The following is a 26,475-nucleotide window of genomic DNA, read 5'->3' on the forward strand; positions in this document are numbered from 1 at the left end:
CCAGCGATGCGTTTTCGCATCCCGGTGCCGCATTCCTGCGGCATTCCTGACGTGAATACGGGACCCTATATAGAAGCCTACCGACTTTCGCTCCCGATCCCGGAGCACCGCAGGCAGCCCGACCCGCAGGTTTCGGGCGATCTACGGCAAGAAAGCACTGCCACCGGACCGCAACGGTCCCCCAGGAGCCGACTATGTCGCGCGCGGACGTGAACGAAGCTTTCCTCAACACCTCCTTCCTCTACGGCGCCAATGCGGCCTGGATCGAGGACCTCTATGCCCGCTACGAGGCCGACCCGGCCTCCGTCGATGCCGAATGGCAGGCCTTCTTCGCCGGGCTGAAGGACGTCCCGGCCGATGTGGAGAAGAGCGCCCGCGGCGCCTCGTGGAAGAAGCAGGGCTGGCCGATCCACGCCAATGGCGAGTTGGTCTCGGCGCTGGACGGCAACTGGATCGAGGTCGAGAAGGCGGTCGGCGACAAGCTCAAGTCCAAGGCTGCCGAGAAGGCGCAGAAGGCCGGCGTCGAGCTGACCAGCGCCGACGTGCAGCAGGCCACCCGCGATTCCGTCAAGGCGCTGATGATGATCCGCGCCTACCGCATGCGCGGCCACCTGCACGCCAAGCTCGACCCGCTCGGGCTGGAGCCGGTGCGCGCCGCGCCGGAGCTCGATCCCGCCTCCTACGGCTTCCGCGAGGCCGATCTCGACCGGCCGATCTTCATCGACCACGTGCTCGGCATGGAGTTCGCCACCGTCCGCCAGATGGTCGCGATCCTCCAGCGCACCTATTGCGAGACGCTGGGCGTCGAATTCATGCACATCTCCTCGCCCGAGGAGAAGGCCTGGATCCAGGAGCGCATCGAAGGGCCCGACAAGGAGATCACCTTCACCCGCGAGGGCAAGCGCGCCATCCTCAACAAGCTGGTGGAGGCCGAGGGCTTCGAGAAGTTCCTCGACGTGCGCTACACCGGCACCAAGCGCTTCGGCCTCGACGGCGGCGAGAGCCTGATCCCGGCGCTGGAGCAGATCATCAAGCGCGGCGGCAATCTCGGCGTGAAGGAGATCGTGTTCGGCATGGCCCATCGTGGCCGCCTGAACGTGCTCACGCAGGTCATGGGCAAGCCCCACCGCGCACTATTCCACGAGTTCAAGGGCGGCTCCTGGGCCCCCGACGAGGTGGAAGGCTCCGGCGACGTGAAGTACCACCTCGGCGCCTCGTCGGACCGCGAGTTCGACGGCAACCAGGTGCACCTCTCGCTCACCGCCAACCCCTCGCACCTCGAAATCGTTGACCCGGTGGTGCTCGGCAAGTCCCGCGCCAAGCAGGACCTGCTGCACGACAGCGAGCGCACGCAGGTGCTGCCGCTGCTGCTGCACGGCGACGCCGCCTTCGCCGGCCAGGGCGTGGTGGCCGAATGCCTCGGCCTGTCCGGCCTGAAGGGTCACCGCACCGGCGGCTCGATCCACTTCATCATCAACAACCAGATCGGCTTCACCACCTATCCGCGCTTCTCGCGCTCCTCGCCCTATCCCTCGGATGTGGCGAAGACCATCGAGGCGCCGATCTTCCACGTGAACGGCGACGACCCGGAGGCCGTGACCTTCGCCGCCAAGATCGCCACCGAGTTCCGCCAGCGCTTCAAGAAGCCGGTGGTGGTGGACATGTTCTGCTATCGCCGCTTCGGCCATAACGAGGGCGACGAGCCGGCCTTCACCCAGCCCTTGATGTACAAGGCCATCAAGCAGCACCCGACGACGCTGGAGCTCTACGCCAGGAAGCTCGAGGCCGAGGGCGTCATCGAGGCGGGCGAGATCGACGCGATGCGCGCCGACTGGCGCTCGAAGCTCGATACCGAGTACGAGGCGGGCCAGGCCTACAAGCCGAACAAGGCCGACTGGCTGGACGGCCGCTGGGCGGGCCTCAAGGCCGCCGCCGGCGAGGACGATCCACGCCGCGGCAACACCGGCGTCGAACTCGACACGCTGCGCGAGATCGGCGACCGGATCACCTCCGTGCCGGAAGGCTTCCACGTCCACCGCACCATCCAGCGCTTCCTCGACGCGCGCCGCAAGGCGATCCTTGAGGACGGCGCCGGCCTCGACTGGTCGACGGCGGAGGCGCTCGCCTTCACCACGCTCCAGATCGAGGGCAACCCGGTCCGCCTGTCCGGCCAGGACTGCGAGCGCGGCACCTTCTCGCAGCGCCACTCGGTGCTGATCGACCAGGAGAACGAGGACCGCTACACCCCGTTCAACCATGTCCGCGAGGGGCAGGCCCATTACGAGGTCATCAACTCGATGCTCTCGGAAGAGGCGGTGCTCGGCTTCGAGTACGGCTACTCGCTGTCCGAGCCCAACGCCCTCACCCTCTGGGAGGCGCAGTTCGGCGACTTCGCCAACGGCGCGCAGGTGGTGTTCGACCAGTTCATCTCCTCGGGCGAGCGCAAGTGGCTGCGCATGTCCGGCCTCGTCTGCCTGCTGCCGCACGGCTATGAGGGCCAGGGTCCCGAACACTCCTCCGCCCGTCTGGAGCGCTACCTGCAGATGTGCGCCGAGGACAACATGCAGGTCGCCAACCTGACGACGCCGGCGAACTACTTCCACGCCCTGCGTCGCCAGCTCAAGCGCGACTTCCGCAAGCCGCTCATCCTGATGACGCCGAAGAGCCTGCTGCGCCACAAGCGCGCCGTCTCCAGGCTCGACGAGATGGCCGCCGGCACCTCGTTCCACCGCGTGCTGTGGGACGATGCGGACGCCACCTCCGGCCACCGCACGCCCGAGGCTATCAACCTGAAGGCCGACGACAAGATCCGCCGCGTCGTGCTGTGCTCGGGCAAGGTCTATTACGACCTCTACGAGGAGCGCGAGCGCCGGGGCATCGACGACATCTACATCCTGCGCGTCGAGCAGCTCTTCCCGTTCCCGCTGAAGACGCTGGTTCAGGAGCTCTCGCGCTTCAAGCAGGCGGAGATCGTCTGGTGCCAGGAGGAGCCGAAGAACCAGGGCGCCTGGGCCTTCGTGCAGCCCTATCTGGAATGGGTGCTGGAACAGACCGGTTCCGCCTCCAGCCGTCCGCGCTACACCGGCCGCCCGGCCTCCGCGGCGACCGCGACCGGCCTGATGTCGAAGCATCTCGCACAGCTCAAGGCGTTCCTCGCGGACGCGCTGGGCTGACGTTTCACGAAACTCGAGGGAGTGCCGGCCACGAGGGTCGGCGAACGGTGAGGAAAAACGAGCATGGCCACCGAGATCCGCGTTCCGACGCTGGGCGAATCGGTCACCGAGGCGACGATCGGCAAGTGGTTCAAGAAGGCGGGCGAGGCGGTCGCCGCCGATGAACCCATCGTCGAGCTGGAGACCGACAAGGTCACCATCGAGGTGCCCGCTCCGGCGGCCGGCGTGCTCTCCGAGATCATCGCCAAGGACGGCGAGACGGTCGGTGTCGGTGCCCTGCTCGGCTCCATCGGCGAAGGCGCCGGCGCGAAGGCGGCCCCGGCCGCCGCGCCTGCGGCGGTCAAGGCGGAAGCGCCCAAGGCCGAGGCGCCCAAGGCGGCTCCCGCCCCTGCGGCTGCCGCCGCGGCCCCGGCCGGCGCCAACGGCCCGGCGGTGGCCAAGCTCGCCGCTGAATCCGGCCTCAACCCGGCCATGCTCGCCGGTTCCGGCAAGGACGGCCGCGTGACCAAGGGCGACATGCTCGCCGCCATCGCCACTGGCGCCGCCGCGGCTCCCGCCCCGGCCCCGGTCGTCGCCCGCGCGCCCTCCGCGCCGGACGATGCCGCCCGCGAGGAGCGGGTGAAGATGACCAAGCTGCGCCAGACCATCGCCAAGCGGCTGAAGGACGCGCAGAACACCGCTGCCATGCTCACCACCTTCAACGACGTCGACATGACGGCGGTGATGAGCCTGCGCGCGCAGTACAAGGACGTGTTCGAGAAGAAGCACGGCGTGAAGCTGGGCTTCATGGGCTTCTTCACCAAGGCGGTGATCCAGGCCCTGAAGGACGTGCCGGAGGTCAATGCCGAGATCGACGGGCAGGACCTCGTCTACAAGAACTTCTACCACATCGGCATCGCCGTCGGCACCGACAAGGGCCTCGTGGTGCCGGTGGTGCGCGACGCCGACCAGCTCTCGGTCGCCGGCATCGAGAAGGCCATCGCCGGCCTCGGCCGCAAGGCGCGCGACGGCAAGCTCGGCATCGAGGACATGCAGGGCGGCACCTTCACCATCACCAATGGCGGCATCTACGGTTCGCTGATGTCGACGCCGATCCTCAACGCGCCGCAGTCGGGCATCCTCGGCATGCACCGCATCGAGGAGCGTCCCGTCGTGGTGAAGGGCCAGATCGTCGCCCGCCCGATGATGTATCTGGCGCTGAGCTACGATCACCGCATCGTCGACGGCAAGGGCGCCGTGACCTTCCTCGTCCGCGTCAAGGAAGCGCTGGAAGACCCGACCCGCCTCGTGCTGGACCTGTGATCCGGGGGTCTTCCCGGCGGAGGACGCAATGACCTATCTGAGCGAATTCGCGGCCCTGATGGCCGTATTCGCGGTGGTGATCGTGGCGCCGGGGGCGGATTTCGCCCTCGTCGTCCGCCAGAGCGTGGTCCATGGCCGGCGCGCCGCGCTGGTCACCAGCTTGGGCATCGGCGCGTCGCTCCTGTTCCACATCAGCTACACGCTGCTGGGCATCGGCCTCATCGTCTCGCAGTCGCTGGCGCTGTTCGCGCTCATCAAGTGGCTGGGCGTCGCCTATCTCGTCTATCTCGGCGTGAAATCGTTCTTCGAGAAGCCGCTGGAGATCGACGAGGGCGAGCTCGCGGCCGGCGCGCATTCCCGCCGGCCCCTCTCCCTGCCGGCCTGCTTCGGCATGGGCTTCCTCACCAACGCGCTGAACCCGAAGCCCGTCCTGTTCTTCCTGTCCCTGTTCACCGCTCTGGTGAGCCATGAAACCCCGGCGGCCGTGTCGTTCCTCTACGGCATCGGCATGGCCACCGCGCTCGTCGCATGGTTCGCCGGCGTCACGCTGTTCTTCACCAATCCGGTCGTGCGCGCCCGTTTCAAGGCGTGCGGGCGCTGGTTCAACCGGGTGACCGGGGCGACCTTCGTGCTGCTCGGCCTGCGCCTCGCCGTCCAGAAGGCCGGCTGACGATCCCCGACATTTCCCGGAAGTCTCCAAGGAACCGCCCATGTCCTCCTACGATCTCGTCGTCATCGGCACCGGCCCCGGCGGCTATGTGTGCGCCATCCGCGCCTCCCAGCTCGGCCTCAAGGTCGCGGTCGTCGAGAAGCGCGCGACCTTCGGCGGGACCTGCCTGAACATCGGCTGCATTCCCTCCAAGGCGCTGCTGCATGCCTCGCACCTGTTCGAGGAGGCCGGCCACGGCTTCGCCAAGATGGGCATCGGCGTGGGCACGCCCAAGCTCGACCTCAAGGCCCTGCTCGGCTTCAAGGACCAAGCGGTGGAAGGCAACACCAAGGGCGTGGCCTTCCTGATGAAGAAGAACAAGATCGACACCTATCACGGCACCGCGTCGATCCCCGCCCCCGGCAAGGTCGACGTCGCCATGGCGGACGGCTCGCAGAAGGCGCTGGAGACCAAGGCCATCGTCATCGCCACCGGCTCGGACGTGGCCAAGCTTCCCGGCATCGAGATCGACGAGCAGCGCATCGTCTCCTCCACCGGCGCCATCGCGCTGGAGAAGGTGCCGGGCAAGCTGCTCGTGGTCGGCGCCGGCGTCATCGGGCTGGAGCTCGGCAGCGTGTGGCGGCGCCTCGGCGCCGAGGTGACGGTGGTCGAATATCTCGACCGCATCCTGCCCGGCATGGACCTCGACGTGGCGAAGTCCTTCCAGCGCATCCTCGAAAAGCAGGGCATCGCCTTCAAGCTCGGCTCGAAGGTTACCGGCGTCGACGGCAAGGGCAAGACCCTCAAGGTCTCGGTCGAGCCCGCCGCCGGCGGCACCGCCGAGGTCGTGGAGGCCGACGTCGTGCTCGTCGCCATCGGCCGCGTGCCCTACACGGAAGGGCTGGGGCTGGAAGCGCTCGGCGTCGAGAAGGACAAGCGCGGCCGCGTCGTCACCGACCATTACTACCGCACCAGCGTCCCCGGCATCTTCGCCATCGGCGACGCCATCGTCGGCCCGATGCTCGCCCACAAGGCCGAGGACGAGGGCGTGGCGCTGGCCGAGTTGCTCGCCGGTCAGGCCGGACATGTGAATTACGACGTGATCCCGGCGGTCGTGTACACCTCGCCGGAGGTCGCTTCGGTCGGCAAGACCGAGGAAGAGCTGAAGGAAGCCGGCATCGCCTACAAGGTCGGCAAGTTCCCCTTCCTGGCGAACGGCCGCGCCAAGGCGAACGACGAGACCGACGGCTTCGTGAAGATCCTCGCCGACGCGGCCACCGACAAGGTGCTCGGCGCCCACATCGTCGGCGTCGAGGCCGGCGAGATGATCCATGAATGCGCCGTGCTGATGGAGTTCGGCGGCTCGTCCGAGGACCTCGCCCGTACCTGCCACGCCCACCCCACCCGCTCCGAGGCGGTGAAGGAAGCGGCGATGGCGGTGGAAAAGCGCGCCATCCACATGTGAGGCGGCGCGGCAGAACCGCTGGTTCGCCGTCATGGCCGGGCTTGGCCCGGCCATCCACGCCCCCTCCTGCACATGCCGGGGCTACGTCATGCCCGGCCCAAGGCCGGCATGACGTAGCCCCGGCATGATGTAGCCTTGGACGCCAAACCTGAGATCTCAAATGAAACGGCCCGGAAGTCGCCTTCCGGGCCGTCGTCATGTTCGGGGGAAGAAAGCCTGCGAGCTCCGGGCGTCAGGTACCCTTGGAGTCGGTCTGCGTGGTCGGCTGCGCCGAGGCATGGCCCGGCGAGCAATCCGCGAGCGCGGCGCCGGAAAGCGCGGCGGCGAAGGACAGGGCACAGAGAGCGGTCACGATACGCTTCATCGAACGGTCTCCTCTCAGGGTGGATTCCCAAGGGGAAGTGTGTCCCAGCCCGGCCATGGTGAAAACCCCGGCAGCGGTTCCCCGGTGCCTCAATAGGCGGCAATCCCGGCGATCTCACGCACCCGTGTAGGTGAGAGCCTCGATCTTCCACCCGTCCGGATCGGACAGGAACGCCGCGTAATAGCCCTCGCCGTAATGCGGGCGCAGGCCCGGCGCGCCCTCGTCCCGGCCGCCCGTCCCAAGCCCGGCGGCATGGAACGCCTGCACGGCCCGGCGGTCGGGCGCCATGAAGCAGAAATGGCAACCGGCGGGCGCAACGACGGTATCGGCGCGGTGCTGGATCCAGAACGGCGCGGCGCCCGGCGTCCCCTCGGGCGAGGGCTTCTCCCCGGCCGGGCCCCAGCACGCGGACCCTTCCGGCTCATCGAAGGACGCCACCCGCACGAGGCCCAGCGGCGCCAGCACCGCGTCGTAGAAGGCGACCGAACGGGCGAAGTCCGAGACCCCGATCGACATATGCTCGATCACCGGGCGAATGAGCGTCATCGCGTTCCCCTTGGCGGCGGCGGGATCATCGGGCGCGCGGATGCGCCGCCTTCCAGGCGGCCATCAGCGCGGCCGAATCCACCGCCGCATAGATCTGCGTGGTGGAAAGCGAGGCGTGGCCGAGAAGTTCCTGGATCGAGCGCAGGTCGCCGCCGCGCCCGAGCAGATGGGTGGCGAAGGAATGGCGCAGCGCGTGCGGCGTCGCGCTGTCCGGCAGGCCGAGCCCGCCGCGCATGCGCTCCACCGCGAGCTGCACGATCCGCGGCGAAAGCGGCCCGCCCTTCGCCCCGCGGAACAGCGGCGCCGCCGGCTCCAGCTCATAGGGGCAGGCGCGGGCGTAGTCGTCGATCATCTCCAGCACCGGGCGGAGCACCGGCACCATGCGGGTCTTGCCGCCCTTGCCGTGAACGACGATCTGGTCGCCCCGCCCGGGCTCGGGCATGTCGCGGCGCGTCAGGCCCAGCGCCTCGGAGATGCGCAGGCCGGAGCCGTAGAGCAGCGCGAGCACCGCCGCGTCGCGGGCGAGGATCCACGGCTCGCGCGCCTCCCCCGCCCGCGTGGCCGGATCGGCGAGCGCGCGCGCGTCGCCCGGCGTCAGCGGGCGCGGCAGGGTGCGGGGAATGCGCGGCGCGCGCACCGCCGTCAGCGCCCCGACCTTGCCCAGCCCCTCGCGTTCCAGATGCCGGCCGAAGGAGCGCGCGGCGGCGAGGAAGCGCATCTGCGTGCGCGCCTCGATGCCCTCCGCCCGCCGCGCGGCGATCACCGCCCGCACGTCGCGCGGCTGAAGGGCGGCGATGTCGGCCACGCCGGGCTGCCGGCCGAGCTGGCGGGCGAGCAGGCCGAGAAAGCCCGCCACGTCGCGCGCATAGGCCTCACGGGTCTTGGGCGAGAGCCGGCGCTCATGACCGAGCCGGGCCAGCCAGTCGGCCAGCGCCTGCGCGACATCCGGCGCCGCCCCGGCGAGCAGCGCTATCTCCGCCCGCGCCGCCTTCTGCGCATCCGTGCTGGCCATGGCCGTGCTCCCGTCCCGCGATGACGCGCAATCGTGCCGCATCTTCCTTAAGTTTCGTAGACCGATGCTACCCCTTGCGCCGTCATGCCCCGGGCTTGGCCCGGCCATGACGTTGTCTTGCTCAACGGGCCGTCATCCCGCAAGGCGCCCCGATGCGCTATGAAGCCTCCCATGCCGGATACTCGCCCCGCCGATTCCCCCTCCCTCTTCCCGTCGCACGTGCGCGTCGTCGACGTCCTGCTGCCCGTGGCGGTGGGCTCGGCCTATTCCTACCGGGTGCCGGAGGGCATAGAGGTGGCGGTTGGCGATATCGTGGTGGTGCCGCTCGGCACCCGCCACATGCTCGGCTGCGTGTGGCCGCGGACGGAAGACCCCAGGGAAAGCCCGAAGCCCGTCGATCCGGCCAGGCTCAAGCCGATCCAGCGCAAATACGACGTCGCCCCGCTCCGACCCGCGATGATCGCCTTCATCCGCTGGATCGCCGATTACACCGTGACGCCGCCCGGCATGGTCCTGCGCCTCGCCCTGCGCCATGACGAGAGCGCCGGCATCGCCCGCGAGCGCACCGGCGTGCGCCTCACCGAGCGTCGCCCGGAGCGCCGCACCAGCGCGCGCGAGAGGGTCATCGCCGCGCTGCTCGACGGCTTCGTGCGCTCCAAGAGCGACGCCGCGCGCGAGGCCGGCGTGTCGCCCTCGGTGGTGGACGGGCTCGTCGACGACGGCGTGCTGGAGACCGTCGTGCTGCCCCCCGAGCCCGCCGCCGAAGCTCCCGATCCCGATCATTCCCGCCCCGAGCTGCTGCCCGCGCAGGCCGAGGCCGCCACCCGCCTCGTCGCGGCGGTGAAGGCCCGCGCCTTCCAGCCCTTCCTGATCGACGGCGTCACCGGCTCCGGCAAGACCGAGACCTATTTCGAGGCGGTGGCCGAGGCCATCCGCCAGGGCCGGCAGACCCTGATCCTGATGCCGGAAATCGCCCTCACCCAGGCGTTCCTCGACCGTTTCGCCCGCCGCTTCGGCGTGCGCCCGGCGGAATGGCATTCGGCGGTGTCGACCAAGCGGCGCGGGCGCGTCTTCAAGGGCGTCGCCTCCGGCGAGGTCCGCGTGGTGGCGGGCGCGCGCTCGGCACTGTTCCTGCCCTTCGCCGACCTCGGCCTCATCCTCGTCGACGAAGAGCACGACAACGCCTACAAGCAGGAAGACGGCGTGCACTACCATGCCCGCGACATGGCGGTGGTGCGCGCGCGGCTGGAGGCGGCGACCGTCGCCCTCGTCTCCGCCACCCCTTCCATCGAGACCGAGGTGAACGCCCGGCGCGGCCGCTACACCCGCCTCGCTTTGCCCGAGCGCTTCGCCGGCACGAAGGTGCCCCGCCTCGAGCCCATCGACCTGCGCCGCGAGGGGCCGCCGCGCGGCCAGTGGATCGCCCCGCGCCTCGCGCAGGAGATGGAGCGCACCATCGAGGCCGGCGGGCAGGCGCTGCTGTTCCTCAACCGGCGCGGCTATGCCCCGCTCACCCTGTGCCGCGCCTGCGGCCACCGCATCAAATGCCCCTCCTGCTCGTCCTGGCTGGTCGAACACCGCTTCCGCCGCCGGCTCGAATGCCACCAGTGCGGCTACGCCACGCCCGTTCCCACCGAATGCCCGAACTGCCACGAGCCCAATTCGCTCATTCCCTGCGGCCCCGGCGTCGAGCGGCTGCACGAGGAGGCGGCCAAGCTCATGCCGGAGGCCCGCCTGCAGGTGCTCTCCTCGGACCTCGCCGGCGGGGTGGAGCGGCTGCGCGCCGAGCTGAAGGCGATCGAGGATGGCGAGGTCGACATCATCATCGGCACCCAGCTCGTCGCCAAGGGCCACAACTTCCCCGGCCTCGCGCTGGTCGGCGTCATCGACGCCGATGTCGGGCTGGGGCACGGAGACCCCCGCGCGGCCGAGCGCACCTTCCAGCTCCTGCATCAGGTCGCCGGCCGCGCCGGCCGCCACGAGATGGAGGGCCGGGCCTTCCTGCAGACCTACATGCCGGAGCATCCGGTGATGCAGGCGCTGGTGGCGGGTGACCGCGACGCCTTCTACGACCGCGAGATCGGCGTGCGCGAGGAGGCGCATCTGCCGCCCTTCGCCCGCTTCGCCGCCCTCATCGTCTCCGGCACCGATCCGCACGCCGCGCAGGCGCACGCCCGCGCGCTCGCCGCCTGCTCGCCCTTCACCGGGGAGGTGCGCGTGCTCGGCCCGGCCGAGGCGCCGCTGGCGCTGGTGCGCGGGCGCCATCGCTACCGCCTGCTGGCGCGCTCGGCCCGCCTGTTCGACCTTTCCGCCTATGTCCGGGCGTGGATGGCGGGCGCGCCGCGCGCGACGGGAAATCTGCGCGTCGAGATCGACATCGATCCGCAGAGCTTCCTCTAGCCGGCGCCCGCCCTGGCCCCGTGCCCGCCCTGCCCCATACCCCTTGCCCGAAGCCATTGACGAACCGGCGGCCGGCGCCTAGCTTCCCCCTCCATGATGAAGGTCACGAACGAGAGCGCGCTCATTCGCGCGGGACGGCGAATTCGTCGCCCGGCCGACAGGCTCGGCCGGGATTTCTGAACGCACGCCTTCCCGAATTCTCGTCATCGGACGCTAGCCATGAACGCCGGCCTTTATCGCCATCGCCTCGTCGTCGAGGCCGATGCCCATCCCAATCTCATGCTCCGCCTGCTCGAACCCTTCGCCGTCCACGACGTCCAGCCGACCCGCATCCGGCTCGACGGTCCGCCGGACGGCAGGATCGACCCGGCCGATCTCGGCGACATGCGGGCGGAGATCGCCTTCGTCGCCTCCCCCGAAATCGCCGAGCGCCTGTGGGCGCGCATCGACGTGATGGTGCCGGTGCGCACCTCCCATCTCGTCTCGAGCGCCATTGTGGAAGCGGCAGCCTGAACCATGCTGACCCAGCTCGGCGCCATCGCCCTCGTCGTGGCGCCGGTCTTCGGGCTCATCGGCCTCGGCTTCGTCGCCTCGCTCTCCGGCCACCTGCGTGAACGCGCGGCGGAGGGCCTGTCCGAATACGTGTTCGGGCTGGCCGTGCCGGTGCTCATCTTCAAGACGCTGGCCGAGGCACGGCTGCCCGAGGAAGGCCAGCCCTGGGGCTACTGGATCGCCTATTTCACCGGCGCCTTCATCGTCTTCGCCATCGGCATGACGGTGGCGCGCCGCGTCTTCGGGCGCGCCCACACCGAAGCGGTGATCCACGGCTTCACGTCGGGCCAGGCGAACACCGTGTTCGTCGGCGTGCCGCTGATCCTCCAGGCCTTCGGGCCGGAGGGCGCGGTGCCGCTCTTCCTGCTCATCGCCATCCACCTGCCGATCATGATGGTGGTGGCGACCGTGCTGGCGGAAGGCGCCGCGGCGGGCGTCTCGCTCGCCACGCTGCGCCGGCTCGGCCGGATGCTCGCCTTCAATCCCATCCTCATCGGCATCTATGCCGGCGGCATCGCCAAGGTCGTCGGCTATGTGCCCGGCGGCGTGCTCAAGCAGACGCTGGACATGCTCGCCGCCTCGGCGGTGCCCTGCGCGCTGGTCTCGCTCGGCCTCGCCCTGCATCGCTACCCGATCCGCGGCGACATCGGCCCCGCCGTGGTCATCACCGCGCTGAAGCTCGTGGTGCACCCCGCCATCGTCTATGTGCTGACACGCCTGCTGCCCATGCCGCCGGTCTGGGCGGACGTGGCGGTGGTCTTCGCCGCCATGCCCTGCGGCATCAACGCCTATCTGCTGGCGCAGCGCTACAAGGCCGGCGTCACCGCCTCGGCCAGCGCCGTGTCGCTATCCACTGCCGCGAGCCTGTTCACCGTGACGGTCTGGTTCCTGATTCTCGGGGTGAGCTAGGTCGCGGAATCGTCGCGCGGGGGCGTGGCCGCCGTGAGCGCATCGTCCGGCTGCGGCCAACGCGCCAGCGCCTCATGTCCCGCCGGCGTAAGGGCATAGACGCCCCGCTCGGTGCGCGCGAACCAGCCATAGACGTTGTCGAGCAGGATTTTCCCGGCATCCGGCGCCTGCGCGCGCAGCTCACGCGGACGCCGCGGCCCCGCCGCCATGGCCGCCGCACAGGCCAGCGCCTGCTGCCGGTAGGCGGTCATGATCGGCGCGCGCGAGCCGCCGCCGGCAACCGGATCCCCCCGCCGCCGCCGATGCTCCTCCACCAGCCGCGAGCGGCGGCGCGGATCCTTGCGCGGCATCGGTGCGACCGGGCTGACGACGATCTCCACCTCGCCGGCGGGCGATACGGCGAGCATGCCGAACCCCAGCCGGCGGCACAGGTTGCGGAATCGCGAGTCGCTCTCGCGCCCCTTTCCGCGCAACGAGGCACGCGCCGCCAGCCACACCTCGTCGCAGGCGGCGGCCCGATCGACCGCCTGAAGCACCAGCTCCAGATTGAAGCTGAGCTTCATCTCGCCGATGACCACGAGCGGCGTGCCGTCCTGCGGGAGCGCGACCAGATCGCAACTTCCGATCTCCCCCTTGACGGAGAAGCCGAGCCCTTCGAGGAACCGTTTGACCGGCAGATAGAGAGAGGTCTCCAGGATCGGAACTCCGCTCGGGCCGGCCGGCAATCCGGCCGACAAGGATGAAGAGGCGTCAGCCGTGGGTCGGGGAGGATCTTCCGCGGCCCGCCGATGCGGTCTTCCGGGTGGCGAGCCAGATCACATGGCGCGCGCCGCCGCCCCGGCCATTGGCCCGCACGCGCGCCTCCTCCACGCCGAACCCCGCCCGCCGAAGCCGCGCGGTGAAATCATGGTCCGGCGCCGAGGACCAGACCGCCAGCACGCCGCCGGGGCGCAGCGCCGCGCGGGCCGCGCCGAGCCCGGCCGGGCTGTAGAGACCGTCATTGGCCGCGCGGGTCAGCCCGCCCGGCCCGTTGTCGACATCGAGCAGGATCGCGTCATAGGTCGCGCGGCCGTCGCCGATCAGGCCGGCGACATCGCCCTCGAACAGGCTGACGCGCGGATCGCTCAGACTTGTCCCGAAAATCTCCGCCATCGGCCCGCGCGCCCAGGCGACGACCGCCGGCACCAGCTCCGCGACCACGATCTGCGCATCGCCGCCGACCTCGTTCAGGGCGGCGCGCAGCGTAAAGCCCATGCCGAGCCCGCCGATCAGCAGCCGCAACGCCGGGCGCGGCCCCAGCCGCGCGCAGACCAGCGTGGCGAGCGCCTGTTCCGAGCCGCTGAGGCGGCTGTTCATCAGCTCCGTGGCGCCGGCCATGATGGAGAACTCGTCGCCGCGCCGCTTCAGGCGCAGCTCGCCGAACCCGTCCGGCACTTTCGCGGTATCGAGCAGGGTCCAGGGAATCATCGGGCAACCCGTTGCGGCATGGCCCGTCTGGGTAGCGCCGATCGGGGGGACCGGACAAGTCCATCCCACCCGCCCTTCCGGCCGGCGGCGCCGCTACCCGGAGCGAGAGCCGGCGCCGCTCGGGCAGACGTCCGCCAGCCGGCGCACCTCATCCGGCTCCATCCCGCCCTCCCGCAGCGCGCGCAGCGATTGCGAGCCGATCGACTTGGACAGCTTGCGCCCCTCGCCGTCGAGCAGCAGCCCATGATGGGTGTAAAGCGGCGCGGGCAGGCCGAGCAGGCTCTGCAGCAGCCGGTGCACGGACGTCGCCGCCCTCAGATCCGCGCCGCGCACCACATGGGTCACGCCCTGCAGCGCGTCGTCCACCACCACGGCGAGGTGATAGCTGGTCAGCATCTCCTTGCGGGCGATGACCACGTCGCCCCAGGCCAGCGGATCGGCCGCGACCGTCGTCTCACCCGCTTCCCGCCAGCCGATCTCCCGCCAGTCCAGCGGCCCGGCCAGCGCCGCCGCCCGCTTCATGTCGAGCCGCAGCGCATAGGGCTCCCCCGCCGCCTGCCGCCGCGCCCGTTCCTCCTCGCTCATCGTCGCGCGGGAGAACGGAAACAGCGGCGCCTCGTCCGGGTCGCGCGGCCAGCCCGGCCGCTCCGCCACCGCGCGGCGGATCGCGCTCCGGCTCTCGAAGCTCGCATAGACGAGGCCCATGCCGGCGAGCCTCTCCAGCGCCGCCCGGTAGTCCGCCATGTGCTCGGACTGCCGGCGCACCGGCGCCTCCCAGGCGAGGCCCAGCCAGGCAAGATCCTCAAGGATCGCCGCCTCGTATTCCGGCCGGCAGCGCGCGGCGTCGATGTCCTCGATGCGCAGCAGCAGCCGCCCCCCGGCGGCGCGCGCCATCGCGTCGTTGATCAGCGCCGAACGCGCATGGCCGAGATGCAGCAGCCCGTTCGGGCTCGGCGCGAAGCGGAAGGTGGGGCGGATGCTGTCGTTCATCGCCCGCTGGTGTAACGCCTCAGAACTGGCGCGCCACCATCATCTTCTTGATCTCGGCGATCGCCTTGGCCGGGTTCAGCCCCTTCGGGCAGGCCTTGGCGCAGTTCATGATGGTGTGGCAGCGATAGAGCCGGAACGGGTCTTCCAGGTCGTCCAGCCGGTCGCCGGTCGCCTCGTCGCGCGAATCGATCAGCCAGCGATAGGCCTGCAGCAGCGCCGCCGGGCCGAGATAGCGGTCGCCGTTCCACCAGTAGCTCGGACAGGAGGTCGAGCAGCACGCGCACAGGATGCACTCGTAGAGCCCGTCGAGCTTCTCGCGGTCGCCGCGCCCCTGCCGCCATTCCTTCTCCGGGGCCGGCGTCTCGGTGTGCAGCCAGGGCTCCACCGAGGCGTGCTGGGCGTAGAACTGGGTGAGGTCCGGCACCAGGTCCTTCACGACGGGCATGTGCGGCAGCGGGTAGATCTTCACCGCCGAGGCGTCCACGTCGTCCATGCTCTTGAGGCAGGCGAGCGTGTTGGTGCCGTCGATGTTCATCGCGCAGGAGCCGCAGATGCCCTCGCGGCAGGAGCGGCGGAAGGTCAGGGTCGGATCGACCTTGTTCTTGATGTAGATGAGGCCGTCCAGCACCATCGGGCCGCAATCGTCGCGGTCGACGTAATAGGTGTCGACGCTCGGGTTTTTCCCGTCGTCGGGGTTCCAGCGATAGATGCGGTACTCGGTCAGCCGGTTGGCGCCGGCGGGCTTGGGCCACACCTTGCCTTCGGTGATCTGCGAGTTCTTCGGCAGGGTCAGCTGGACCATGGCGGAAGGTGTCCTTCGAAGACGGCTCTCGAAAAGCGAAGTCCCGCCCGCGCCGGATGCGCGGGCGCTCGGGTCAGTAAACGCGCTTGCGCGGCTCGATGTACTGGATGTCGTTCGACAGCGTGTAGGTGTGCACCGGGCGCTCGTCGAGCGTCACCGCCTGCTTGTCGAAATCGACGAAGGCCAGCGTGTGCTTCATCCAGTTGGCGTCGTCGCGCTCGGGGAAGTCCTCGCGCGCATGGGCGCCGCGGCTTTCCGTGCGGGCGGCCGCGCTTTCCATCGTCACCGTCGCCAGCGCGATCAGGTTGTCGTACTCCAGCGTCTCGATGAGGTCTGAGTTCCAGATCAGCGAGCGGTCGGTCACGTCGATGTCGCTCGTGCCGGCGAACACCTCGGCGATCAGCTTGCGGCCTTCCTGCAGCACATCGCCGGTGCGGTAGACGGCGCAGTTGTTCTGCATCACCTTCTGCATGGAGAGGCGCAGCTCGGCCGTCGGCGTGCCGCCATGGGCGTTGCGGAAGTGGTCGAGGCGCGAAAGCGCCAGCTCGGCGGAGTTCGCCGGCAGCTCGGGCTGCTTGTCGCCGGGGGTGAGGATGTCGGCGCAGCGCAGCGCCGCCGCGCGGCCGAACACCACGAGGTCGGTCAGCGAATTCGAGCCGAGCCGGTTGGCGCCGTGGATCGACACGCAGGCGCATTCGCCCACCGCCATCAGGCCGGGCACCACATGGTCCGGGTTGCCGTCCTTCTTGGTGACGACCTCGCCGTGGAAGTTCGTGGGAATGCCGCCCATGTTGTAGTGCACGGTCGGCAGGACCGGGATCGGCTCCTTGGTCACGTCGACGCCGGCGAAGATCTTCGCGCTCTCGGAAATGCCCGGCAGGCGCTCGTGCAGGATCGCCGGGTCGAGATGGTCGAGGTGCAGGTAGATGTGGTCCTTGTTCTTGCCGACGCCGCGTCCCTCGCGGATCTCCATGGTCATGGAGCGGGAGACGACGTCGCGCGAGGCGAGGTCCTTGGCGGAGGGGGCGTAGCGCTCCATGAAGCGCTCGCCCTCGGCATTGGTGAGGTAGCCGCCCTCGCCGCGCGCGCCCTCGGTGATCAGGCAGCCCGAGCCGTAGATGCCGGTCGGGTGGAACTGCACGAACTCCATGTCCTGCAGCGGCAGGCCGGCGCGCAGCACCATGGCGTTGCCGTCGCCGGTACAGGTGTGCGCCGAGGTGGCGGAGAAATAGGCGCGGCCATAGCCGCCGGTGGCGAGGATCACCGTCTGCGCGCGGAAGCGGTGCAGGGTGCCGTCGTCCATCTTCAGGGCGACGAGGCCGCGGCAGCGGCCGTCATCGTCCATGATCAGGTCGAGCGCGAAATACTCGATGAAGAATTCGGCCGAGTGCTTCAGCGCCGCGCCGTAGAGCGTGTGCAGGATGGCGTGGCCGGTGCGGTCGGCGGCGGCGCAGGTGCGCTGCGCCGGGCTCTTGCCGTAGTCGATCGTCATGCCGCCGAAGGGGCGCTGGTAGATCTTGCCTTCCTCGGTGCGCGAGAACGGCACGCCCCAGTGCTCCAGCTCGTAGACGGCGGCCGGCGCGTGGCGCACGAGATATTCGATGGCGTCCTGGTCGCCCAGCCAGTCCGACCCCTTCACGGTGTCGTACATGTGGTAGCGCCAGTCATCGGTGCCCATGTTGCCGAGCGAGGCGGCGATGCCGCCCTGCGCCGCGACGGTGTGTGAGCGGGTCGGGAAGACCTTGGTCACGCAGGCGGTGCGCAGCCCGGCTTCCGAGCAGCCCACCACGGCGCGCAGGCCCGCGCCGCCGGCGCCCACCACCACGACGTCATAGGTGTGATCGGTGATCGGATAGGCGGCGCCGTTCACCGAGGCGCCGTCGGCGGCGCCATTGGCGGAGATGGTCTCGGCCATCGGTCCCTCAGCCTCCGAAACTAATCTTGAGGATGGCGAACGCCCCGGCGCTGCCAACCGCGATGGTGAAGAAGGTATTGGCGATGAGCGCGAGTACCTTCACGCCCTCGGAATGCACGTAGTCCTCGATCACCACCTGCATGCCGATGCGCATGTGGAACGTCACCGAAAACAGCAGCAGCAGCAGCACGATCGCGACCAGCGGGTGGCCGAGCGTCGCGACGGTCGCCGCGTGCCCCTGCCCCGCCACGCAGATGACGATCGGCAGCGCGATGAGGATCAGGATGAGATTGGACAGCGCGGTCACGCGCTGCAGCCAGAAATGGCCGGTGCCGGAGCGCGCCGAACCGAGGCCGGCAACCCGCCGGCGCGGGGTGCGCATGGAAGAACCGGAAGAGGTGCTCATGCTTCAGCCCTTCACCAGCCAGATGGCGATCCAGAGCAGCACGGTCAGCCCGATCGAACCGCCGATCGTCAGCTTGGCCATAAGCTCGCGCGCCTCCGGGCCGAAGCCCGCGCCGGTGTCCCAGATGAAATGACGTATGCCGCCGATCGCGTGATGGATCAGCGCCCAGCTGTAGCCGACCAGCACGATGAGGCCGATCCAGCTGCCGTAGATTCCGTTCACGAGGTCGAATGCCTCGGGAGAGCTCGCGGCGGCGATGAGCCAGATCACGAGCAACAAGGTGCCGAAATACAGCGCCACGCCGGTGATGCGGTGCACGATGGACATCATCATCGTCAGCATCGGGCGGTAGATTTGCAGATGCGGGGAAAGAGGCCGCTCGGCCGCTCCTGCCATGTCGGTGTCCCAGATCACTCAGGAATATGTTGTGTGCGTAGCGGAAACGATTGCAGTTCGCAATCATTCCAAAGGTGGCGTCTATCGTTCCTCCCGCAGCGCCCATTGTCCCGGTTGCGCCGCAGCAACCCACCCTAGCCCAACGGCCGGGTGCCGCGCATCCCCCTATCGTCGGTATTCGGACGCCGGGCCGGACCGGCGCCAACCGGTGCGATGACGGGGCGTTAACCATCTTCGCCATTTAATTGGCGAAAATCCGCCGTCTGAATGGGTTTCCGCGAAACCCGCCGTGTCGAGGTTGCGTAGCTTATGCATTTCGCGAAACCCAGCTTCCTGATCGGCGCATTGTTCGCGGCCTCCCTCGCGCTCGTCTGCGCCGCCGCCCCGGCACGGGCCGCCGACACGGTGCGCACCGTCGTCTCCGGCGGCATCAAGCGCGAATACATCCTGCACATCCCCAAGGGCGCGCCGGAGGGGCCGAAGCCGCTGGTGATCGCCCTGCACGGCGCCCTCCAGCCGGCCGGCATGATGCAGCGCTACCTCGACCTCGACGCGGTAGCCGACCGCGAGGGCTTCGTCGTCGCCTATCCCAAGGGCCTCAATCTCCTGTGGAACGACGGGCGCAGCTCCATCGCCGGCTTCCTGCCGCTGCTGCACCGGCGCGACGACGGCCGCTTCGTGCTCGACGTGCTGGACCGGCTCGCCGCCGAGGGCATCGCCGATCCCGGCCGCGCCTATCTCATGGGTTTCTCGAATGGCGGCTTCCTCACCGCCTTCGTCGCCTGCCGCTATGCCGAGCGATTCGCCGCCTATGCCGCGCTGATGATGACCGTGCCGGTCGGCTACGCGCAGTCCTGCAAGCCCTCGAAGCCGGTGCCGATCCTGCTGATGAACGGCACCTACGACCCCATCGTGCCGATGTTCGGCCGCCCGACGCCCGGCGCCCGGCTGATGTCGGCCTCGTCCACCGCCTCGCTGTTCGCCCGGCTCGACGGCTGCGCCGCCCCCCAGCAGACCAGCGCGCCGCATGCCCGCATCTGGCGCTGGGAGCGCTGCGCGCCGGGCGCGGCGGTCGCCTATTACGAGATCGCCGGCGGCCACCAGCCGCCCTCGCAGTCGACCGGCGCGGTCGACGCCCTCGCCAGCGTGCTGCTCGGCCCGCGCCGCAGCGGCCTCGACGCGCCGCAGGAGATCTGGGCCTTCTTCAAGCGCTTCGGCGCTCCCAGATCCGCGCCCGACCGGGCGCCCGAAGCCGCCGAGCCGCGGGTCGCCGCCACGGCTGCCCCGTCTGTGGCGCCCATGGCGTCCCCGCCCACTACCGCCCTCGCCATGGCGCCGACGCCGGCTCCCGCCGCCGATGCCGCGCCCATCCTGCGCAACCCGGATTCGCCCGCCACCGCCTGGCAGGGCATCGCGCCGCAGGATGGCGGCGAGCCGGCCGGCAATGGGCAGGCCGTCTCCCACACCTCTGCCGTCTCCCGCGTCGCCACCGCGGTACCGCTGCCGCCCCCTTCGCCCCTGCGCGAGCGCACCACGATCCCCCGGTAAAACCCCGCACACCCCGGTCAATCGCCCGTCCCGCCATGCTTTTGCCGTGAGCCGCGGTCTAGATCGCCGTCCCGTCACCGGCGCCGGGCGATTCGTCGTGCCGGCGGGTTGACGGCATCGGCCGTGGACGGCATCGTCGCCGCCCTGCCCCGCCCGGGGGTAAGACCGAACCACACATCGTCGCGTCCGCCCCGGCGGACGCCAAGTCGCACAGGCGCCCGGAGCCGGCATCGGCCGCCACCGGGACGTTGGGGAACGCGGGGAAGCTTGTTGGAGACCAGACGCGGACCAGCAGGCGGAAGACATTCGCATGTCGCGGCGTTCGACCTCGGCGACGAGCCCCCGCTCGGCGTCGACGGCGATGCCGAGGAGCCGATCAACCGCCGCCGCATCTCGATCCGCTGGCTGATGGCCACGCTGCTGACCGGCATCTGCGGCGCCGCCCTGATGGGTGGCGCGGTCTATGCCGCGCTCGACGGCGAGTACCGTTTCGCCCAGACGCCGGAAACCGTGCGCTCCGCCCTGCGCGGCGCGCTGGCCGCCGGCGAGCGCCCCTCCAACGTCGCCCGCAAGGGCGACCGTATGTCGATCCTCTCCGAGAGCTTCAGCGCCCGCCAGACGCTGCGCCTCGCCACCACGGCGAAGGACGGCGACCGCGAGGTGATCAAGGTCCGCGCCGTCACCAAGGTGGCGAGCAACCTCGCCCAGTCGGTCACCTCCGCCTCGGTCGACGTGCCGCGCTTCAACCCGGCCAAGCTGATCGCCGAATCCTCCGACGCCGGCGACGCCGATGCCGGGCAGGCCGAGCCGACCGGCGACCTCACCATCGTCGTGCGCGACATCTCCGACCTGCCGCCGAGCACCCGCTTCGCCGCCGAACTGCCGATGGAAGACGTGCTGATGAAGGTGCGCGAGAGCGCCGAATTCAGCCTGCCGGCCGCCGACAGCCGGGCGCCCGTCCTGCCCGGCCTCGGCGCCATGGCCTACGCGCCCTCGGGCGCCGCCGATCCGCTCAACGCGCTGCAGCAGCCCGAGAACGTCTCCTCGGTCGGCAAGTCGGCGGAGGACACCTCCGGCGGTAATGACTGGTCCGAGCGCACCGTCGTCGCCAAGGCGGGCGACACCGTCGCCTCCATCCTCGCCGATCTCGGCGTCTCCCGCGACAATGCCCGCGCCGCCGCCGCCGCCTTCGGCCCGCGCGAATTGCAGGGCCGCCTTGCCGCCGGCCTGCGCCTGAAGGTGCTGCTCGACAACACCAGCGGCGAGGTGATGCCGGCGCGCATCGCCGTGTTCGGCGACAGCGGGCATCAGGGCACGGTCGCGCTCTCCGATCTCGGCCGCTACCTGCCGGTGCAGGAAACCGCCGACATGCAGGTCGCCGACGTCGCCCCGGACGACGCCGACGAGGAAGGCGGCGGGCGCATCACCCTCTATGACAGCATCTGGGAGACCGCGCTGCGCCACGAGGTGCCGCGTCCCGTCATCGAGAGCATGATCCGCGTCTATTCCTTCGACGTGGATTTCGAGCGCCCGGTGCGCGCCGGCGATTCGTTCGAGGTGATCTACGAACCGGACGAGGCGGGCGGCGCCGGCGGCGTGCTGTTCGCCGGCCTCACCGTGGGCGGCGAGGAGCGGCGCTATTACCGCTACCAGACGCCCGACGACGGGCTGATCGACTTCTATGACGAGAACGGCAAGAGCGCGAAGAAATTCCTCGTCCGCAAGCCGCTCTCCGGCGGCATCATGCGCTCGGGCTTCGGCATGCGCCGCCACCCGATCCTCGGCTACAGCCGCCTGCATTCGGGCGTCGACTGGGCCGACCGCACGGGCACGCCGATCTACGCCGCCGGCAACGGCACCATCAAGAAGGCCGCCTGGACCTCCGGCTATGGCCGCCGCATCGAGATCCAGCACGCCAACGGCTACGTCACCACCTATTCGCACCAGTCCGGCTTCGCCAAGGGCATCCGCGAGGGGCTGCGGGTCCGTCAGGGCCAGCTCATCGGCTATGTCGGCTCCACCGGCCTCTCCACCGGCGCCCATCTGCACTACGAGGTGCTGGTGAACGGCCGCTTCGTCGATCCCATGCGCATCCGCCTGCCGCGCGGCCGCGCCCTCGACGGACGGATCCTCGTCGGCTTCGAGGACGAGCGCGAGCGCGTCGACACGCTGCTCAACCACGGCCCCGCCGCCCGCGTCGCTTCCGGCGGCTCGAGCGACGACGGCACCAACTGATCCGGCCGCCGATGCTCGACGGCCCGCGTGTCTCCCCCCGTTCCGGCAAGCCGGCAACGTCCCTCGTCGTGCTGCTGCACGGCTACGGCGCCGACGGGCGCGACCTGATCGATCTCGCGGACTACTGGGGCCCTCTGGTACCCGACGCCGCCTTCGTCTCCCCCCACGCGCCCGAGCCGCTCGCCATCGGGCCGGTCGGCCGGCAATGGTTCGGCTATGTGGAGCGCGACGACCGCGAGCGCTGGATCGGCGTGCAGGCCGCCCACCCCGCGCTCGACGCCTTCCTCGACGCCGAGCTGGCGCGCCTCGGCCTTCCCGGTTCGCGCCTCGCGCTGGTCGGCTTCAGCCAGGGCACGATGATGGCGCTCCACACCGGCCTGCGCCGTAAGGTCGCCCCCGCCGGCATCGTCGGCTTCTCCGGCATCCACGTGCTGGCGCCGGAGCGCGCCATGGCGGAGTTCGACGCGCAGATCACCAGCCGCCCGCCGGTGCTGCTGATCCATGGCGATCTCGATCAGGTCGTGCCGCCGGTGGCGCTGCCCCGGGCGGTGGAAAGCCTTCAGGCGCGGGGCATCACGGTCCGCGCGCACCTGTCCAACGGCCTCGCCCACGGCATCGACCGGACGGGGCTGACGCTCGCCGGCAACTTCCTCGCCGAAATCCTCGCCTGACCGGCGCCGGCGTCCCGCTGCGTCCCGCACGCCTCACCTCGGCGCGCATCGCGACGGAATGCATGCAGGCGCTTCACAAGATTGACACGCTACATATAGACTATCGCCGTGCGTCGAGCGGCGCCGATTCAGCCGTTGGCGGCGCTTCAAGCAGGGAGCGAGCGTTGACGGCGACTTTGTCTCCGGGTGCCTGGCCTGCCCTCGTGCTCAACGCCGATTACCGGCCGTTGAGCTACTACCCGCTGTCGGTCTGGTCCTGGCAGGACGCGATCAAGGCCGTGTTCCTCGACCGGGTGAACATCGTCGAATATTACGAGCGGCAGGTCTCCAGCGCCAATTTCCAGATGCGCCTGCCGAGCGTCGTCTCGCTCAAGGCGTTCATCCGACCGGCGCGCCAGCCCGCCTTCACCCGGTTCAACGTCTTCCTGCGCGACCGCTTCACCTGCCAGTACTGTGATTCGCGCGACGACCTCACCTTCGATCACGTCGTCCCGCGCTCGCGCGGCGGCCAGACCACCTGGGACAACGTCGTCGCCGCCTGCTCGCCCTGCAATCTGCGCAAGGGCAGCCTGATGCCGGCCGAGGCGCACATGATCCCGCGCCAGCGCCCCTTCCAGCCGAGCGTCTTCGACCTGCACCAGAACGGCCGCCACTTCCCGCCGAACTACCTGCACGACAGCTGGGTCGACTATCTCTACTGGGACACCGAGCTGGATCCGTGAGGCTCGCCGAGCCTCCCCGCGAAGGAACAACGTCATGGCCGGGCTCGTCCCGGCCATCCACGTCTTTCAGTCGCTGGCCAGTCCCTGATCGTGGATGCCCGGGACGAGCCCGGGCATGACGGCGAGCCTCAATCGCGCGCGGCGGCGCCCCACATGGCGACCACGGTCAGCGCGGCGGCGATGAAGGCGTTGTAGCCCGCCAGCGACAGGCCGAAGAGCCGCCACGGCGCCTCGTCGCAGCGCACCACGCGCGCCTGCTGGAGCTGGGAGAGCAGGTCGCCGGACTGCAGCGCCGGGCCGGCGCCGGAGCAGGCGGTCGGCCCCGCCCACAGCCCCCATTCGACGCCGGAATGATAGATGGCGAGGAACGTCCCGAGCGCCATCAGCATGCCGGCAAGGCCGAGCGCGACGCGCGCCAGCCCGGCCCGTCCACCGGCCGCCGCCAGCACGCCGAGCAGCGCGACCGGCACGCCGACATAATAGGGAATGCGCTGTTCGAGGCAGAGCGGGCACGGGGCGAGCCCGACCACGAGCTGGAAATACCAGGCCCCCGCCAGCGTGCCGGCACCCATCACCGCGACGATGAGCCCCGCCGTGACCAGCCGGTTGCGCACCGCGGACGAGGGAGGGGAAATGGCGGACGGCGTATTGGTCATGGCGGGCCCCGGTCTGGAACGTTCGCGCTACAACTAGCCGCTGCCGGCTTCGGCGCAAATGACGAAGATCATCACGTGTGAGCCATCTCCGGCCGGGCGCCGTCCCGGCAGCCGTCAGTCGGCCAGCGCGAAGCGCAGCGCCCGCGCCATCGCCGCCGGCAGGATGGAGGCGTGGTCCTCGCCCGCCATCAGCTCGAAGCACACCTGCGCTCCCGGCCCCAGTTCCTTCGCCGCCCGCGCGGAATAATCCCGTGCCCGGTCCACCATCGCCCGGCGCGCCCGGCGCGCCGCCATCTCGCCGGCCTCCGGCCGCGCCGCCTGCCAGGGCGAGAGCGCTTGTTCCCATTCGCCGACCATCACCGCGAGACGGGGCGGCGCCGCACGTTCCGCCGCGAGCCCGGCGACCAGCCGCGCCTCGTCCCACCAGATGGACGGGCTGACCGCGACGTAGTTGCGGAAGGCATGGCCGTCGCGCGCCATCACGTCGAGCGTGAACCAGCCAGCCAGCGAATGGCCGAACAGCGTGTATCGCGCCGGATCGACCGGCAACTCGCGCGCGATGCGCAGCTTCAGCGTGTCCTCGATGAAGGCGAGGAAGGCGTCGCGCCCGCCGGTCGCCCGCTCGCCGCCCCGTCCGCCCTCGGCCCCCGGCCCGGCCGTGTAGTCGAAGCTGCGGCGGGCGCGATGGTCCTCGCCCTCGGGATAGCCGATGCCGACGATCACCGCCTCGCCGATGCCGGTCGCCTGCGGACGCACCGCGCCGCGCCGCATCACCTCGGTGAAGGTGGCGAAGCCCGCATTGGCGTCGAGCATGACGACGACCGGAAAGCCCGCCGCCGGCGCCGCCCCGCGCGGCCGGGCGAGGAAGATCCGCCACGCCTTCCCCCCGCCCTCCGGCGCAAGGTCGAACCATTCGGCATCGGGCAGTGTGACGGGGTTCATCGGCTCGGGTCGCGCTGGGAGACGGAAGCTTCGGGCGGATCGACAGCAAACAGACGCACGTCATGGCCGGGCTCGTCCCGGCCATCCACGTCTTTGCCCCAATACCACGCCGCCGCCAAGGCGTGGATGCCCGGGACACGCCCGGGCATGACGGTGTTGATGCAGCTGCGGACCAAAGGACCGCAGCCGGACAGGAGACGTCCGCCAAAATGGAACCGCTCTAAGGAATTTCCTTTCCGTGGCAGGAACTTGACCCCTCCTCCGGGGTCATGCAGAACCCTTGTCATGAGCGAGCTTTCCCCACACGCGCAAGAACTCGCCGCCTATGCGCGGCTGGTGCGTCGGCGGGTCGCCATCGTCGCCGGGCTCGGCGCCCTCATGCTGGTGGCGCTGCTCTTCGACATCGCCACCGGTCCCTCAAACCTGCCGCTCGGCGACGTCGTCACCGGCATCCTCCACCCCGCCGCCCTCGACGCCCCCGCCCGCGTCATCATCTGGGACGTGCGCCTGCCCTATGCGCTGATGGCGGTGCTGGTCGGCGCCGCGCTGGCGCTCGCCGGGGCGGAGATGCAGACCATCCTCAACAACCCGCTGGCGAGCCCCTTCACGCTCGGCGTCTCCTCCGCCGCCTCCTTCGGCGCGGCGCTGGCACTGGTGCTCGGGGTGGGGCTGCCGCTGCTGCCGGCGGACTGGAACCTGCCGGCCTTCGCCTTCCTCTTCGCCTTCGGCTCGGTGCTGCTGCTGCAGTCGCTGGCCGGCCTGCGCGGCACCGGGGTGGAGACGCTGGTGCTGTTCGGCATCGCGCTGGTCTTCACCTTCAACGCGCTGGTGGCGCTGGTGCAGTTCGTCGCCAGCCAGGAGGCGCTGCAGCAGCTGGTCTTCTGGAGCATGGGCAGCCTGTCGCGGGCGAGCTGGGGCAAGCTCGGCGTGCTCGGCCTCGTCACGCTCGCCGTGGTGCCCTTCTCGCTCAAGGCCTCCTGGCGGATGACGGCGCTGCGCCTCGGCGAGGACCGGGCCCGCTCCTTCGGCATCTCGGTGGCGCGGCTGCGCTTCTTCTCGCTGCTGCGGGTGAGCCTGCTGGCGGCGACCTCCGTCGCCTTCGTCGGCACCATCGGCTTCATCGGGCTGGTGGCCCCGCACATCGCCCGCCTGCTGGTCGGAGAGGATCACCGCTTCTTCCTGCCGGCCTCGATGCTGGCCGGCGCGGTGATCATGTCGCTCGCCTCGGTGGCGTCGAAGACCCTCGTGCCCGGCGCGCTGCTGCCGGTGGGCATCGTCACCGCGCTGATCGGCGTGCCCTTCTTCATGGCCCTCATCTTCTCCCGGCGGGAGCGGCTGTGATGCAAGGAACTG

24 protein-coding genes are annotated in these 26,475 nt (G+C 70.1%); 12 read left to right on the forward strand and 12 right to left on the reverse strand.

The window, feature by feature from the left end; translation table 11 throughout:
- The first annotated feature begins 194 nt into the window (after nucleotides 1-194).
- The 4 genes from FO470_RS00125 (at nucleotide 195) to lpdA (ending at nucleotide 6,589) form a co-directional block, all read left to right on the forward strand.
- Complete coding sequence (locus FO470_RS00125) at nucleotides 195-3,173, forward strand: 2-oxoglutarate dehydrogenase E1 component (protein ID WP_144340911.1); 2,979 nt, start codon at nucleotides 195-197, stop codon at nucleotides 3,171-3,173.
- 63 nt (nucleotides 3,174-3,236) lie between these two features.
- The gene (odhB, locus tag FO470_RS00130) at nucleotides 3,237-4,475 is read left to right on the forward strand and encodes a 2-oxoglutarate dehydrogenase complex dihydrolipoyllysine-residue succinyltransferase (RefSeq protein WP_144340912.1); all 1,239 of its coding nucleotides are present in this window, start codon (nucleotides 3,237-3,239) and stop codon (nucleotides 4,473-4,475) included.
- A 28-nt stretch (nucleotides 4,476-4,503) separates the two neighbouring features.
- Nucleotides 4,504-5,145, forward strand: coding sequence for a LysE family translocator (locus tag FO470_RS00135; protein ID WP_144340913.1), 642 nt, complete (start codon nucleotides 4,504-4,506; stop codon nucleotides 5,143-5,145).
- 40 nt (nucleotides 5,146-5,185) lie between these two features.
- Nucleotides 5,186-6,589 (forward strand): dihydrolipoyl dehydrogenase, encoded by a 1,404-nt coding sequence (gene lpdA, locus FO470_RS00140; protein WP_144340914.1) that lies wholly within the window; start codon nucleotides 5,186-5,188, stop codon nucleotides 6,587-6,589.
- Between the two features lie 232 nt (nucleotides 6,590-6,821).
- Here lpdA and FO470_RS19760 read toward each other — a convergent pair whose 3' ends face one another.
- The 3 genes from FO470_RS19760 to FO470_RS00150 all read right to left on the reverse strand — a co-directional run bounded on the left by FO470_RS19760 (nucleotide 6,822) and on the right by FO470_RS00150 (nucleotide 8,511).
- Nucleotides 6,822-6,953: a hypothetical protein gene (locus FO470_RS19760; RefSeq protein WP_272482958.1), complete on the reverse strand. Its 132-nt coding sequence runs from the start codon at nucleotides 6,951-6,953 to the stop codon at nucleotides 6,822-6,824.
- Between the two features lie 114 nt (nucleotides 6,954-7,067).
- Nucleotides 7,068-7,499 carry a VOC family protein gene (locus FO470_RS00145; RefSeq protein ID WP_144340915.1) on the reverse strand — a complete coding sequence of 144 codons (432 nt, stop codon included), beginning with the start codon at nucleotides 7,497-7,499 and terminating at the stop codon, nucleotides 7,068-7,070.
- Between the two features lie 25 nt (nucleotides 7,500-7,524).
- Nucleotides 7,525-8,511 carry a tyrosine recombinase XerC gene (locus FO470_RS00150; RefSeq protein WP_144340916.1) on the reverse strand — a complete coding sequence of 329 codons (987 nt, stop codon included), beginning with the start codon at nucleotides 8,509-8,511 and terminating at the stop codon, nucleotides 7,525-7,527.
- A 171-nt stretch (nucleotides 8,512-8,682) separates the two neighbouring features.
- Between FO470_RS00150 and FO470_RS00155 the strand changes: the two genes are divergently transcribed.
- From FO470_RS00155 to FO470_RS00165, 3 genes are all read left to right on the forward strand, one after another.
- Entirely contained in the window at nucleotides 8,683-10,911 is a 2,229-nt protein-coding gene (locus FO470_RS00155; protein WP_144340917.1) for a primosomal protein N', read from the forward strand.
- A 219-nt stretch (nucleotides 10,912-11,130) separates the two neighbouring features.
- Nucleotides 11,131-11,424 carry a hypothetical protein gene (locus FO470_RS00160; RefSeq protein ID WP_144340918.1) on the forward strand — a complete coding sequence of 98 codons (294 nt, stop codon included), beginning with the start codon at nucleotides 11,131-11,133 and terminating at the stop codon, nucleotides 11,422-11,424.
- 3 nt (nucleotides 11,425-11,427) lie between these two features.
- A complete protein-coding gene (locus FO470_RS00165; RefSeq protein WP_144340919.1) occupies nucleotides 11,428-12,372 on the forward strand; it encodes an AEC family transporter in 945 nt (314 codons plus the stop codon).
- On the opposite strand, the gene FO470_RS00170 is transcribed toward FO470_RS00165, so the two are convergent.
- The 7 genes from FO470_RS00170 to sdhC form a co-directional block, all read right to left on the reverse strand.
- Entirely contained in the window at nucleotides 12,369-13,067 is a 699-nt protein-coding gene (locus tag FO470_RS00170) for a DUF2161 domain-containing phosphodiesterase (protein ID WP_186291849.1), read from the reverse strand. The two genes, FO470_RS00165 and FO470_RS00170, sit on opposite strands and share 4 nt — an antisense overlap.
- A 55-nt stretch (nucleotides 13,068-13,122) precedes the next feature.
- On the reverse strand, nucleotides 13,123-13,839 hold the full coding sequence (locus FO470_RS00175) for a spermidine synthase family protein (protein WP_144340921.1): 717 nt from the start codon (nucleotides 13,837-13,839) through the stop codon (nucleotides 13,123-13,125).
- Between the two features lie 93 nt (nucleotides 13,840-13,932).
- The gene (gluQRS, locus tag FO470_RS00180; protein WP_144340922.1) at nucleotides 13,933-14,829 is read right to left on the reverse strand and encodes a tRNA glutamyl-Q(34) synthetase GluQRS; all 897 of its coding nucleotides are present in this window, start codon (nucleotides 14,827-14,829) and stop codon (nucleotides 13,933-13,935) included.
- 19 nt (nucleotides 14,830-14,848) lie between these two features.
- The gene (locus tag FO470_RS00185; protein ID WP_144340923.1) at nucleotides 14,849-15,631 is read right to left on the reverse strand and encodes a succinate dehydrogenase iron-sulfur subunit; all 783 of its coding nucleotides are present in this window, start codon (nucleotides 15,629-15,631) and stop codon (nucleotides 14,849-14,851) included.
- A gap of 73 nt (nucleotides 15,632-15,704) precedes the next feature.
- The gene (gene sdhA / locus FO470_RS00190; RefSeq protein ID WP_144340924.1) at nucleotides 15,705-17,546 is read right to left on the reverse strand and encodes a succinate dehydrogenase flavoprotein subunit; all 1,842 of its coding nucleotides are present in this window, start codon (nucleotides 17,544-17,546) and stop codon (nucleotides 15,705-15,707) included.
- Between the two features lie 7 nt (nucleotides 17,547-17,553).
- Nucleotides 17,554-17,952, reverse strand: a complete 399-nt coding sequence (gene sdhD, locus FO470_RS00195; protein ID WP_144340925.1) for a succinate dehydrogenase, hydrophobic membrane anchor protein — start codon at nucleotides 17,950-17,952, stop codon at nucleotides 17,554-17,556.
- A gap of 3 nt (nucleotides 17,953-17,955) precedes the next feature.
- Entirely contained in the window at nucleotides 17,956-18,348 is a 393-nt protein-coding gene (sdhC, locus tag FO470_RS00200) for a succinate dehydrogenase, cytochrome b556 subunit (protein WP_144340926.1), read from the reverse strand.
- Between the two features lie 309 nt (nucleotides 18,349-18,657).
- Here sdhC and FO470_RS00205 point away from each other — a divergent pair, with 309 nt between their 5' ends.
- The 4 genes from FO470_RS00205 (at nucleotide 18,658) to FO470_RS00220 (ending at nucleotide 23,524) form a co-directional block, all read left to right on the forward strand.
- Nucleotides 18,658-19,896 carry a CE1 family esterase gene (locus FO470_RS00205; protein WP_144340927.1) on the forward strand — a complete coding sequence of 413 codons (1,239 nt, stop codon included), beginning with the start codon at nucleotides 18,658-18,660 and terminating at the stop codon, nucleotides 19,894-19,896.
- A gap of 270 nt (nucleotides 19,897-20,166) precedes the next feature.
- Nucleotides 20,167-22,131 carry a M23 family metallopeptidase gene (locus FO470_RS00210; protein ID WP_144340928.1) on the forward strand — a complete coding sequence of 655 codons (1,965 nt, stop codon included), beginning with the start codon at nucleotides 20,167-20,169 and terminating at the stop codon, nucleotides 22,129-22,131.
- A gap of 11 nt (nucleotides 22,132-22,142) precedes the next feature.
- On the forward strand, nucleotides 22,143-22,802 hold the full coding sequence (locus FO470_RS00215; RefSeq protein WP_144340929.1) for an alpha/beta hydrolase: 660 nt from the start codon (nucleotides 22,143-22,145) through the stop codon (nucleotides 22,800-22,802).
- 164 nt (nucleotides 22,803-22,966) lie between these two features.
- Nucleotides 22,967-23,524: an HNH endonuclease gene (locus FO470_RS00220; protein WP_186291783.1), complete on the forward strand. Its 558-nt coding sequence runs from the start codon at nucleotides 22,967-22,969 to the stop codon at nucleotides 23,522-23,524.
- Nucleotides 23,525-23,652: 128 nt separating this feature from the next.
- Here the strand turns inward: FO470_RS00220 and FO470_RS00225 are convergent, their stop codons facing one another.
- The gene (locus FO470_RS00225) at nucleotides 23,653-24,180 is read right to left on the reverse strand and encodes a disulfide bond formation protein B (RefSeq protein WP_186291784.1); all 528 of its coding nucleotides are present in this window, start codon (nucleotides 24,178-24,180) and stop codon (nucleotides 23,653-23,655) included.
- A gap of 114 nt (nucleotides 24,181-24,294) precedes the next feature.
- Nucleotides 24,295-25,122 (reverse strand): alpha/beta hydrolase, encoded by an 828-nt coding sequence (locus tag FO470_RS00230; RefSeq protein ID WP_144340930.1) that lies wholly within the window; start codon nucleotides 25,120-25,122, stop codon nucleotides 24,295-24,297.
- A 285-nt stretch (nucleotides 25,123-25,407) separates the two neighbouring features.
- Here FO470_RS00230 and FO470_RS00240 point away from each other — a divergent pair, with 285 nt between their 5' ends.
- Nucleotides 25,408-26,463 carry a FecCD family ABC transporter permease gene (locus FO470_RS00240; RefSeq protein ID WP_144340932.1) on the forward strand — a complete coding sequence of 352 codons (1,056 nt, stop codon included), beginning with the start codon at nucleotides 25,408-25,410 and terminating at the stop codon, nucleotides 26,461-26,463.
- Nucleotides 26,464-26,475 lie beyond the last annotated feature (12 nt).

This window comes from Ancylobacter moscoviensis (assembly GCF_007559435.1).
Lineage (GTDB): Bacteria > Pseudomonadota > Alphaproteobacteria > Rhizobiales > Xanthobacteraceae > Ancylobacter > Ancylobacter moscoviensis.